Below are 12,915 nucleotides of genomic sequence, written 5' to 3'. Positions count from 1 at the left end.
AAAAAGGCCCTGCAATTTGCAGGGCCTTTTTACAATGCTTATTTAGTACCCCTCATTTTGCTTCAGTTGAGGATTTCTCAACAGTTCCGTATTTGTAAAAGGAAAATAAAGCCGGGTGTTGTTCTGACCTTTGGATGTCAGGAAGGGCAAGGCTTTTCCGAAGCGTTTCATATCCTGCCAGCGGCGTCCTTCACCCAAGAGTTCGCGGCGACGTTCTTTTTCCAGTTCTTCCAGGAATGCGGCCGGACTGGCAAAATCGCCAGGTAATTTCACACTGGCATTACGGGCGGTACGCAACTCGTTGTAACGGGTTGTTTCCACTACATTTTGCCTGGCAGCTGCCTCTGCTGAAATCAGGTACGCTTCGCTGATGCGGAGCAGCGGATAGATCACATATACGGCAGATGCGGGCTGTAAGGTATCTGTAGAATATTTCAGCATGTAAGTTACTTCCTGGCCGGTAGCATTGTTGCGCTGTTTGCGCAGCACCTGGCGGCGGGTGTCATTGGCTTCATAAGAATCGGCCAGGGTTTCATCTATCCAGGTAAGACCGGAGCCATTGCCGCGAAAAGGCGCTGATGGACTGTAGAATGAAAATAATCCGTAACGGTCGTACGCGGAGGGCATGGGGCCATCCGCCATGCGCCAGATCATTTCTGTTGTTGGCGAATTATATAGGAAGATAGAAGAATAGGTATTTTTGGAAAGACTGTTTTTCCCCGCGCCGATCACATTTTCGGCCAGTTCTTTTGCCCGGGGATATTTGCTCCGCTGCAATGAAACTCTTGCCAGGAGCAACTCTGCTGCTTGCCTGGATACGGCGCCTGGTGTGGAGAAGTCTGCCAGTAAAGGAATAGCCGTCTGCAGGTCTTTTTCCACTGCATCCAGCACTTCAGTTTCACTGCTTTTAGGGCGGCGAATGAGGGCATTATCCGTTTCCACGCTGGTCATGAGTACTACGCCTCCTAATATATCAGCAAGCATCAGGTAGGAATGCGCACGCACCGTGAGGGCTTCTCCCAGCAACTGTTTCAGCTGTGCAGAGGCAGGATTGTCACCTATCATGGTGATGATAAAATTTGCATTGCCAATGGCGGTATAGGCCGCCTGATAGTAACGGCCGATGCCAAACCCATCTGCCGGAGAAGGATTACAGGCTTCATAAGCCTGTGGATTGTATTGGGCAGGATTGCCGCCCTGCAAAGAGATGATATCATCGCTGTAGATGTCTGTCATCGGGTACGACTGTGGCGGCCAGGTGCCGGCCATGCTCAGGTAAGCGCCTTTCAGCAGCAGGGGAAGATCCTTGTCACTGATTTGTCCTTTGCCAATTGCCTGATCCGGAGAAGGCCGGTCCAGGTATTTGCCGCAGCCCATAAGGCCGGTAAGACATATAACAGCAAGTATTTTTTTATACGAATGTAGCATGTGTTTTCTCGTTTAAAGGTGAATCAGAACCGGAAATCAATACCAAATGAAAATGCGCGTGGCAGTGGCGCAACGTCTTGCTGCAAACCTGATTCCAGCGCTTGTTCCGGGTCGTCGGCATTCAGGCGTTTATCTTTGATGGTAAAAAGATTTTGCGTAGCAGCGTATACCCGTACCTGTTGTATTCCTGCTTTACCGGTTAAGGTGGCAGGCAGGTTGTAAGCGAGTGTCACGTTACGGCAGCGGAGGTAAGAACCACTGTATAGATACTGCGTGGAAGGCATAATGTTCCAGTCGGTTGTTTGCCCTGCGCCATGTACACCCGTAATCGCACGTGGATAGCGGCTTTTGTCGCCCGGTTGCTGCCAGCGCTCCAGTACCCAGCTGGGTTTATTGTTCATCACGCCGGTATAGAGATCATAATCATAGCTGCGGTAACGCTGCTCACTGAAGTTATAGATCTTGTTGCCCAGGTTGAAGGCGAGTTGGGTGTTAAGGCTAAAGCCTTTCCAGCCTAAGTCTACGTTGAAACCACCGGTGATTTTAGGTTGCGCGATAGGCACATAGATCATATCCTCCTGGTTGATGATCCCATCTTTGTTGCGATCTTCATATATCATATCGCCGGTCTGTGGATCTACTCCTTTTGAATTATACAATTGCAGCAAACCCAGTGGCTGACCGATACGCATGACGCCTGAAGGGCTTCCCGGGAAGTAAACGCCATACCCCATGGTGCTGTCGCGTAGTTCAGTGACACGGTTACGGTTGATGTTTGCCACCGCTGTTACTTCCCAGCGGAAGGCAGTACCCGGGCGACTAGAAAGTCCTACGGAAAGGTCTACGCCTTGGTTGGTCATGGCGCCCACATTCACCCGCTGTGATATAAAGCCACCGCTGGAGAAGGGGATCTGGCGACTGGAAAGCAGGTTATCCGTTTTCTTCATGTAATACTCTGCTGTGACAGACAGGCGGTCGTCGAAGAAGCGGGTTTCCAGGCCGATGTCGTGCTGGCGTGTCCGTTCCCATTTCAGATCGGGATTACCCAGTGTAGTATTGAAGCGTAGTGCCGGCTGGTTGAGATACAGCGCACTGTTGACCAGGTCGCGGGTATCATACAATCCGATCGGGCGGATGTTACCAGTGATACCAAAGCTGCTGCGTACTTTTAAATAACTCAGCAGATGGTTACCCCGGAGAAATGATTCATCGGAAACGATCCATCCGCCCGAGATTGCCGGGAACCAGGCATGCCGGTTGTTTTCCAGTTTGCTGCTGCCGTCTCGTCTTAAACTGAGACTCAGCAAGTATTTGCCGGCCCAGCTCATATTGGAGCGCAGGAAATAGGATTCGGAATATTCTTCATAAAAACGGTTACCGCTGTTGTAGAAATTGGTGGCTACAGAAGCGTTGCCTGGTTTCCAGAGTCCTTCTATTAACGGGAAACCTTGCAGGTTCATGGCCGTGGTGCGGTATTGATTGCCGGTAAATTCCTGGCCCACTACTACGTCCGACTTCAGCTGGCTATAGCCGAAGCGGTAGGTCAGTACATTGTTCAGCGTATAACGGATCCCGCTGTTACCATTCTCCATGTAGTCGCCTTTTGTGCCCAGGCCGTTGTAGCTGAAAGGCGAGGCGAAATTGGCCTGTATGCTTTCACTGCGGGAACCGGCCACCATGGAGCGGAAGGAGAAATTTTTGTTGATGGTGGCTTCTGCGAATACGTTACCGGTATAGTTCCAGTTGTCTTTTTCATTTTTATAATAGCCGTTCAGAATACCGAGGGGATGCGGCTGGTAGCCGTACCAGTAATCCCAGGTGCCATTTTCCAGCAGCTTGATGGAATCGGGTGTATCGGGGCGTGCGCTGATAGCATCACCGATGGCGCTGGAAATGCCGTCGTTTTTTACTTTTGAGATGCTGAAATCGGCACCAGCCTTGAGCCAGCGGTTCACTTTTTGCGTCAGGGCCAGCTTGGCGGAATAACGGTCAAGCCTACCCGTACCAGTAGCATTGTTTTCACTGTATTTGCCGAAAGAGAGGTAGTAACTGGTTTGATTGCTACCGCCGCTTACACTCGCCTGGATATTGCTGAGGGCAGCATTGCGGGGAACTACTTTGTTGAGCCAGTTGATATCACTGTTGCCCATCTGCATCTCTTCTATCTGCAGGCCGAGCATGGCCATTTCCTGGCGCAGGCGTGCTTCTTCAGATGGAGGTACGGTGCCTGTGAGTTTTCCTTTTATATCATTGATCCGGTTCTGCCGTGCTTCACTGAACATCATGCTATATTCTGCATTGTTGAGGGGGCGATAGCTGAAATGAGAGGAGTTTGCGCCGGTGTAGGCGTTGATGGTCACGGTTGGTCTGGCGCCGAAGTTGCCTTTCTTCGTTGTGATCATAATTACTCCCTGTGCGCCGCGTGCACCGTAGATCGCGGATGATGCGGCATCTTTCAGTACTTCGATAGATGCGATGTCCTGCGGGTTGAGGTTGAACATACTGAAGTTGGCGTTTGCCCCTTCCGGGCCGGCGTCAATAACAAGACCGTCTACCACAATCAGTGGATTAGAGCCACTACCTGTGAGGTTGCTTTGCACCGTTTGCACGCCACGGATGGTGAAGTTGGGCATGGAACCGGGAGCAGCGCCGGTATTGCTCACTGCCAGACCTGCCACACGGCCCTGTAAAGCGGAGATGGGATTACTCACCATATTCTCTTCAGCATTCAGTGCGCCTACTTTCCCGATGGAGCCGGTCAGCTCGCGCTTTTGTTGTGTGCCGTAGCCAATCACTATTACTTCATTGAGGCGGGAGCCACCGGTTTGCAGAGGGAGCTGTAGGGCCAGCGGGCCACGGTCTTTCACCTGAAATTCTATCTGACGGTAGCCGAGTGAGGTCACTGTCAGTGTTGCTCCTTCCGGAATATCAGCAATGGTGAACTGTCCGTTTTCGTTGGTGATGGCGCCTTTGGATGTGCCTTTCACCACGACGGTAGCGCCTATAACAGGATTGCCGTCATCGCCCGTAACGCGGCCGGAAATATGGTGCAGGCTGTCGGCCGGCAGTGATGGCGGAGTTGCGGTCTCGTCTGCTGTTTGTATCAGGATACGGTTGTCTACCTGGCGAAAGGAGAGATGATGCGGCGCCAACAAGCGTCCGAGTACTGCGGCGAGATTTTGTTTTCCTGCTGCAACGTTCAGGTGACGTATATGCCCGATGTCCGATTTGCGGTACATAAAGCGGAAAGCGGTCTGGTCTTCTATCTGTTTGAATGCTTCCAGCAGGGATGCATTTTGCAGCGATACGTCTACAGACAGTTGCTCCAGCCGCTGCGCCTTTACGTCGGCGGCAGTCAGCAGTTGTACAGAAAGTGCGACCAGAAAAAAAGATAACAAAGAGATACGCATACATCGATACAGGAAAGGTGTACAAGGCAGCGCAGGGAAAGCAAACCTGCTTCCCGCCGCGAGTGCAGAAAATTTCATACATTAGTGATTGCTGGTGAAAAATGACCCGTTAGCGCGGGCTTTTGACTCTGGGACGCCATGGCGCAATTTGCAGTTGCACGTGGCGACGGCCTCTGCTCACGCAGAGGTTTTTTATTTAAGGTGGTTGGCTGTTCCTGTACATGTAAATGATTTTGGTTGTGCCGCGTTTTACGGCTTGTAAATAATGACAGATCGCTTGATACTGTCTAAGGTATAACCTGCTTTATGAAAGGTGCAAATACTGTGTAGAATCTGTGATAGCGATTCCTTTTTCAATACAATAGTCGAGAACCGCTGCTGGCGGAGCTGTTCATTGGCTATCGCAATGGTTACATGAAAGCGGTCTTCCAGTAACTGTGCTGCCTGTTTGAGTGTTACATCATCAAACAGCATATCTTCCTGCTGCCAGGCAGGTGGTGCCAAAGATGGTAGCTGAAGGTGCTGTGCATCGCCTTCCCTGCTGTCATATACCATTTGTTCATTGGCCGACAATTCACCTAAAGAACGACGTTTATCATTTACTCTTACACGCCCGCGGGTCACGGTTACTTTTACTTCGCCTGTTTGTTGTGTGGCCACTTCGAAGGTGGTACCGAGTACGGTGGTTTGCAGTCCGCCGGCATTTACTATAAAAGGCTGACTATGGCGTTGTTCTACGGTGAACAGTGCTTTCCCCTGCAGGTATACCTCCCGGCGCGGAAGGCCTTCAAAGGATGGCGGATATTGCAGGCTGCTACCCGCACTCACCAATACACTGCTGCCATCGGGCAAGGCGATCAGGTTATTCTCATTTTCTGGTCGCACTATTGTTTGACTGGCAATTGTTGCCGGCAATGGTTTCTTTTGTTGAAACAGGATGAAAGCTGTGCCGGCGAGGCCTGTCACCAGTAATACAGCAGCGGCAATTCTGCGCCACGGAATGATGCGGTGGTGCACAGCCGGCACGGGTGTAATCTGCTCAAGAATACCTGTGTGGATACGATGCTTTAATTGCTCGCGCTCCCCACTGGTGAGCATGGGAGTTATATCCGGCTGGGCATCAAACGCATCATAGCTCTGCAGCAGAAATTGCGCTTCTTCATCAGTGGTGATTCCCTGGCGGTATTTTTTCAGTATTTCGAGGAGATATTCCTGGTCCATAATCTATAGACAGCCGGAAAAAGAAAAGCCCCACGCCAGGTAAAAATATTTTTCAGGAAAAGAGGATCATCAGTAACTGGGCCAGCGAGGAGCGGAGTTTCGCCAGGGCTTTGCCCAGTTGGTTTTGCACCGTTTTGCGGGAAATGTTGAGTTGCCGGGCAATTTCTTCGGAACTGGCGCCCTCGGTATAACGCAGCCGGAAGATTTCCTGGCGGGCAGGTGGCAAGGCATCAACGAGCGCATTATATTGTTGCAGCCATTCATTACGACGGATAAGCCCATCGGCATGTTCTCCGGCTACGGGTTCCTGTAACAACAGGTTTTCCATGGGCAGAAACTGCCGGTGACTCTCCAGTAAATTCAGCACGCGGTTGCGTACAGCGGTATGAATATAAGCGGGTAAATGAAGGATCTGTAGTTCCTGCCGGCGGTTCCATAACTGGAGGAAGAAGTCCTGTGTGATATCTTTGGCCGGATCGGCATCCCCGAGCCGTTTAAAGGCAGCATTGTATACCGTTGCCCAGTAACGGTCATATAGTGCGTTAAATGCTTCTACACTGTTTTCTTTCAGCTTTCCCAGCAAAGTCGCGTCGTCCGGATCTCTATGTGCGCCCTTATTCCCCATGAATGAAAATGCATGCCTTCCGGATAAAAATACATTTTCTCGCCCAACTATTCGTGATTATTTCCTGACAGAAGACAAAAAAAACAGCCATAGAAAGTCCTTCTATGGCTGTTCGGGTAGTTGGCTTTATAATTATTTAGGCGCTGTTACCACACAGGTCATTTTGTTGGTTCTTTTGATGGAGCCATCGTCCAGTGTGAATTTAACATTCATATTATAGGTACCCGCGGGTATCTGGGCATATGCTACTATCTGATGAATTTCATTATAGGCCAGCATCGATTCCACTCCCGGAGAACCGCTTACCAACTGGTTATCATTTACTGCAAATCCGGTGTTGCATCCCTGGTGTGCCCCCTGGGTAATTTCAACCACCGTTACGAATGTTGTTCCCTGGAAGATTTCTACTTCTGTTTTACTGGGGATAGCCTGCAGACCTTGAATAAAGCGGGGACTAACGCCCTGGTTCTGATTGAGAAACCGTCCATTAAGGCTAATGTACATACAGCCATTATTACTGCCGGCAAGGCGGTGTACGGCAGAATCAAGGATAATATCGTTATTCCAGACCTTCATCATAACAGAATCCAGTGTAGAGTTTACAATGGCATCAGATGATCTGAGAATTTCGTTATTGATTTTCAGGTAATAGTTCTTAAAATCCACGTATGGAGGATTGGGGAACATGTTTGCCGGAAATTTAACGCTTAGTTCATTATCGTTCACTGTGGTAACTTTCAGGTAGATGGGAGTGGACGGGTCATCCGGTGGAATCAATACCGCTGTATTGGTCTGATTTGAAAATCCTTCTCCATAAAACACCTGTGTACCATCAGCTACACCCACCATTTTTTTGACATTAAAAAAGTTGGTCCAGGTAGGCGTACCAGCGTTATACATTTTCTTGTAATCAATGCTGTAAGATGCTGTTATTGCTGTTATCGAGTCTGCTACCTGGGTTTCGGCGCCACTGGATAATAATAGCCTGGTTTTGTAGGCCGCTTTCCTGGGAAGGCCGGTGAGTGTGAGTATCTGATTGCGGCTCGTCATGGGGTAACGAATTACACTTCCGTCTTTCTCTACCTCAAGGGCTGCGTTGTATGTTTTCAGTTTGTCAGGATCCCCTACCAGCTGGAATTGTAGCGCATCGCCATCAATAGTAATTACTGCAATTCTGGCAGTGGTAGCAAAAACACGAAGCCCGGGATCATATTTGTCGGTGTTATCTTTCTCTTTGGAGCAACCATAAAGGGCTGCTGCGGATAACAAAATGGGAAGAAGCTTTCTCAAAGGAATAAATTTTATTAGGGACTAAATATATAGCCTTTCCTGCCTTTGTGAAAATAGTTAATATGAGAGGGGCTCATTTTCTGTGAGTTATAAAAGGTGGCATTCGTGGATGATCTTATCATGAAGGGCTTAATGCTACGGACAATTGCTGGAAAAGCGTTATTCCCATTCCCATGGATCATTGGCAGACTCTCGCCAGGCACTTTTACCTAAGGGTAAATCAAATAGTTCATTTACACCGGTATCGATGCGCGTAATTTCTTCCAGACAAACGAGTTTTGAGTCTTTTAGATCGGGTGCCTGCTCACTATGAAACTGCCAGGCTCCATCCTCATTGTGATAAACATACAGGATAGGCTTACCTGCCAAAACATGACTTGTAGTAAATACCGCCACATTTCTTTCTTCATAAAACTTAAAATCAGTATTTCTGTCCAGAAGTGGTTGCTTAAATTTCCACGCAGCATGGAAGCCCGTTTCCCAGGGGAACAGGCTTTGTTTATCAGGCCATACGAGTTGTAGTGCTGTATATTCACTGGCGTGGTAGAAGGCATTGGCAATGCCAAAGTAGTCTGGTAAAAACGATTGATCAACGGATAGAAATTGTAGAGGAAAATCTTCCAGAAAGTCATCATAATCAATACCCGGCTGAAATGACTGGCCATTTTTTATCAGCTCACATGCATCATTCAAAATATCTTTTAAAAGCCCGGTTGATAGACCAAAGCAGATGATCTCCGGATGATTGAATTGCTGTGTTAAACCAATCGTATATGCAAAACCGGGAAGGTGGTCCTCTGATTCAATGCCGATAATATAGCATCCATACTGATCAATCTTATCTTGTATTTCTTTTTTGGATATTGGGGCGTGATCGCAATGTTCCTGGCTCAATGTCTGGTAATTAATTTGAAATGAATGACAACACTAAGATATCTGCTTTCCTTATCCTATTATCAGAAATGTTCTAAAGTTTTGTTAATCACTTTTGTATGTGCTCTTTTTAGCTATATTAGTATGATCCCAACACTACCTATATGAAATTATTCATCTCATTTGTACTGGTAATATTGAGCTTTACTGCCTTTGCGCAGGATAGTACTGTCAGTAAATTAAAAACATTGACCGATAACCGGCAATTTGATGCCATTATTGAGCAGTATGCTACCTCCGCAAATCTCTCTGCAGAAGCATTGTATTATGTAGGGTACGCGTATTTTATAAAACAGGACGACAATAATTGCCTGAAGTTCATGGACCTCGCTATCGCAAAAGATGGGAAGGATCCGAAGGCGCATTATATCAAAGGAAGTACGCTTAACTACATGGAAGAATATGATAAGGCGATTGCCTGTTTCAAAGCGGCCATTGCTTTGGATCCTGCAAACGCGGATTATTATAGCGGCCTTGGAGATGCGTACTATAATCTTCATTTATACGATTCGGCACTGGAAAATTATCACAAAGCAACGAAACAGAAAGGAGCCGAAGAACGTCCGTTCCTGATGATTCCGCAGGTATATTTTGATCTGCACCAGGAAGATAAAGCGCTGGAAGCGCTGTACAGCAACGTCACAAAACTTTCCCCGGAATCCGCTGGCTATACCAGGTCCTGGTTTAATATCGGACAGGTAGAGGGATTGAGAGGCAATTATGATAAAGCGGAGAAGGCATTTCTTTCCGTGATCGCAGCCGATTCAACAGATTATCACGCATATGCCAAATTAATGCAGGTATATTATCACAACAAAGCATATGAAAAGGCCGCTGTTTACCGTACCAAACTGTACGACGCCCATAAGCAGGGTAAGTTGAAAGATAATATGCAAGATATGTTCTGCTTTGACCAGTTCAAATGGAACGACAAATTAATACAGGTTTTTGAAAGATATGAGGAAGGGCCACAATCCAGAATTTTCAACAAACAGATTTTTTATATTGTTGATAAAGACGGAGACGTTGATTTCAGTATACAAACAGAATATTCACCTATTTCTATACAACTCGGTGGCCCTAAATATATTCTCTGTGGTGCTAAAGGCGGAGCACATTTTAATTATGGTATTGGTTTTAATGACGATGCAAAATATGATCATCTGAAAGATGCCGTTATTAAAATACTGGAAAAGAAATATGCTCCGGTAGCATCTACGCGTTAGCAGGCAGCCATGCCTTGCTGTAAATAAAATAGCAAAGTGTGGCCAATTGTACTATTTTTTATAGCTGGCAGATGATTATATGACAGCCCTGTTTTCTTCTTCATTCTTTTCGCGCGACCTGCTTTTATGTGTTGATTTTCCAAAGTTATAGTTCAAGGTAATGGCCGCAGGTAATGTAAATACCTGACTGCCGCTGATCGTGTAGTCAAATATAGGAATGGCATAAGTAACGCCGTGGTAAGGTGTCTGCTCTTTTTATAGGTGCCTCTGAAAGATGGCCGCTACTGATCTTCGTTTCTTGCCCAGCGCCAGGTAAAGACTTAGCACCACGCCATTAAAGGCGCCCAGGATGCTGATAAAAAATAATATTTGCTGGCCAATATTCATAAACCGGTTCCGGGTTTTGAGAATGAATATAAGCGAAATTTCAGTAACCGGGGCGGCAGTCCGGACGGCCCGGCAGCGGTTATTCAACCAATACATCTTTCACCGGCGATATTATTTTTTTATAGGGATCTTCCATAAAAAGGCTGATGAAATCTACACCATCTACTTTTAACCCGGGAACATGACCTTTATTGTGTACCACCAGCAGCTGACTGTTGGGTATATACCGTTTAATAAACTGATTATAAAAAGGACGGCACCAGGGATCTGCATCACCTGCTGCAATCAACGTGGGTACGTTGGAGTAAACCGGGGTTTTTACTACAGCGGGTTCTGCGGTTACGTTCCAGCAACGGCAGAGAGTATGATTTACATTGTTAAAATCGTAGTGCGCCAGCCACGGAACCAGTTCCGCCTGTTTTTTTACAACTGCTTCACCGGCATACGCAATTTGCTCACTGCAATAAACGGAGTACCGCATACCATGGGATAGTGGCTGGTTGTCTTCAAACACATTGTCCAGAATTTCTTTGACATAAGCGGTATGTTGCCCGTTGATCATATCATTCATTACCATAGGCACTGTTTTCAGCTGGGTGGCATTAAAGTGATTAAATAACGCATCCAGCAATTCGTTTTTGGTATACCTTATATTCCTGCCCTGGTAGGAAATGGTAAAGCTTTTACCGGTAATAGCGGTAAAGTATTGATGGAAACGTTGTCTCAGGCCTCCATATAATGTTTGGTCTGATGAATCTTTTTCACAGTTGTCAAACACCTGGTTCAGCGCTTCATTCATATTGAGCAGTCCTTCTTCTTCATAACGCACATAACCAGGCAGGGGCGAATTCAGGATCATTAAGCGGACAGCCTCCGGATGATTGCGGGCAACGGTGAGCATTAACCCACCACTATAGGACACTCCCAATAAATTTAAGGAGTCGATGTGTAACAGCTTCCGCAGGTCATTAATGTCGGCGGCGCTTTCTATCGTATTGTAAGCCGACAGGTCGATACCTTGTGCTACCAGCCGTTTTCTGCACTGTGTTGCGGCGATGGCTTCCAGACTGTCTTTGGACAGGTTTTCTTTATATGCCCTGATGTCTGCAGCTAATACTTCCGGGCAATCCAGACAGGGAACGGATTTTTTGGTGCCCCGCTGATCAAAGGCAATGAACCCACCATAGGCTAAGAAACCGGAATTTTTTCCGATGCTGTCGATGTTGGCAATGGTGCTGTAGCCGGGGCCGCCGGTAGTAAAGAGCGTGACGTGCTTACTGGAATCTGCACCAGGTTTCCGGACATATACAAACGGCACTTTAATGCTCCTGGTGGAAGGATGCTGCCGGTTTTCAGGTACCACCAGGTACCCACATTGCGACAGTAATGCCGGATCTACCTTCATCATGCAGGGGCAGGGCTCAATATGAGGCGAGGGTTGTTGCGCGAAAGCGCTGCCTGGTATCAGTAATAAAACAAGCAATGCGATGATGGCCGGCTTCATGTTATTTTTTTATACAAGTTACAGCAGCCAGCGGCAGGGAGAAAGTAAAAAACGGACAATATCAGGAGGTGAAAGCGGATAGTTTCCTGCCGGTAAACTTTACCACATCTTTATAAAAATGACTGCGGTCATAGTAGCCATATTGATAAGGAGAGAAGAGGTCAGCGTTTGCAACATACGCTGTCAGTGCTATCCTGGCCCGTGTAATGGCCAGGTAGTTTTTAGGACTGGTGCCTACTATCCGGGTAAAGTACCGGTACAGACTTTTATCGGAAATAAATAATTGTTTCGCCAGTTCGTGGTTGGCAGCGGCCATACCGGAACCGGAAAATGCGTCCATGGTGTCTTTGATACATTGCAGATAAAAAGGATCAGCTCTTTTCTGTTGTTCCAGTTTTTCCAGGAATAGTTCCTGTAGCAGCTGTTGCCTGTCTTCCAGTCCGCCCAACCCTTTCAGTTTCCGGATAATCGTCGCCGGAATTATTTGCTGCAAGGGAATCACAGCGCTGCCTATTTTTGTCTGCGAAAAACCAAAGATGGCTTCAAAACCCCCGGGCGTAAATTTTACTGTAAAAATATTATCTGTCGGGAGATTCCTTCTTTCTATAATTTCATTTCTCAGCAATAAAATATCCGTGTATTCATCTATGATCTGAATGCTTTTACCATTCACCAGTTGATAAGGCGTACCCAGGTTTATCCAGATGGTAGGCGTGTAGCTAGGAAATAGTTTTACTGTAAAAGCTGCTGTTCCGATATGGTAACGCATCGCTTCCAGGGATGTTTCGGAGAAAAATTCGATATAGTCAGCCAGTGCTGGGTGCGGTGCAGTAAAGGTGTACAGTTTTTTTATATCGTTGAAAATTTCCACCATGATGTGAATATAAAAGC

General features: G+C 47.1%; 9 protein-coding genes. 1 reads left to right on the top strand and 8 read right to left on the bottom strand.

Features of this window, described 5'->3' with window-relative positions; genetic code table 11:
• Nucleotides 1-42 precede the first annotated feature (42 nt).
• The 6 genes from BMW79_RS32825 to BMW79_RS32800 form a co-directional block, all read right to left on the bottom strand.
• Nucleotides 43-1,428 (bottom strand): RagB/SusD family nutrient uptake outer membrane protein, encoded by a 1,386-nt coding sequence (locus BMW79_RS32825; protein ID WP_089903735.1) that lies wholly within the window; start codon nucleotides 1,426-1,428, stop codon nucleotides 43-45.
• A 23-nt stretch (nucleotides 1,429-1,451) separates the two neighbouring features.
• On the bottom strand, nucleotides 1,452-4,916 hold the full coding sequence (locus BMW79_RS32820) for a SusC/RagA family TonB-linked outer membrane protein (protein WP_089903732.1): 3,465 nt from the start codon (nucleotides 4,914-4,916) through the stop codon (nucleotides 1,452-1,454).
• A gap of 171 nt (nucleotides 4,917-5,087) precedes the next feature.
• On the bottom strand, nucleotides 5,088-6,059 hold the full coding sequence (locus tag BMW79_RS32815) for a FecR family protein (protein ID WP_089903730.1): 972 nt from the start codon (nucleotides 6,057-6,059) through the stop codon (nucleotides 5,088-5,090).
• A 52-nt stretch (nucleotides 6,060-6,111) separates the two neighbouring features.
• Complete coding sequence (locus tag BMW79_RS32810) at nucleotides 6,112-6,684, bottom strand: RNA polymerase sigma-70 factor (RefSeq protein WP_089903727.1); 573 nt, start codon at nucleotides 6,682-6,684, stop codon at nucleotides 6,112-6,114.
• 132 nt (nucleotides 6,685-6,816) lie between these two features.
• Complete coding sequence (locus tag BMW79_RS32805) at nucleotides 6,817-7,974, bottom strand: hypothetical protein (protein WP_143059322.1); 1,158 nt, start codon at nucleotides 7,972-7,974, stop codon at nucleotides 6,817-6,819.
• 159 nt (nucleotides 7,975-8,133) lie between these two features.
• Complete coding sequence (locus BMW79_RS32800) at nucleotides 8,134-8,868, bottom strand: DUF4262 domain-containing protein (protein ID WP_177192428.1); 735 nt, start codon at nucleotides 8,866-8,868, stop codon at nucleotides 8,134-8,136.
• 143 nt (nucleotides 8,869-9,011) lie between these two features.
• On the opposite strand from BMW79_RS32800, the gene BMW79_RS32795 reads away from it, so the two are divergent.
• Entirely contained in the window at nucleotides 9,012-10,133 is a 1,122-nt protein-coding gene (locus BMW79_RS32795; RefSeq protein WP_089903718.1) for a tetratricopeptide repeat protein, read from the top strand.
• Nucleotides 10,134-10,599: 466 nt separating this feature from the next.
• On the opposite strand, the gene BMW79_RS32785 is transcribed toward BMW79_RS32795, so the two are convergent.
• Both BMW79_RS32785 and BMW79_RS32780 read right to left on the bottom strand, forming a co-directional pair.
• Nucleotides 10,600-12,024, bottom strand: a complete 1,425-nt coding sequence (locus BMW79_RS32785; protein ID WP_089903712.1) for an alpha/beta hydrolase — start codon at nucleotides 12,022-12,024, stop codon at nucleotides 10,600-10,602.
• 61 nt (nucleotides 12,025-12,085) lie between these two features.
• Nucleotides 12,086-12,898 carry a helix-turn-helix domain-containing protein gene (locus BMW79_RS32780; RefSeq protein WP_089904529.1) on the bottom strand — a complete coding sequence of 271 codons (813 nt, stop codon included), beginning with the start codon at nucleotides 12,896-12,898 and terminating at the stop codon, nucleotides 12,086-12,088.
• Nucleotides 12,899-12,915: the final 17 nt, after the last annotated feature.

This window comes from Chitinophaga arvensicola (assembly GCF_900110835.1).
In the GTDB taxonomy this organism is placed as follows: Bacteria; Bacteroidota; Bacteroidia; order Chitinophagales; family Chitinophagaceae; genus Chitinophaga; species Chitinophaga arvensicola.
Note: the sequence above shows the minus strand (reverse complement) of the source record. Positions and strands in the feature narration are given on the sequence as shown.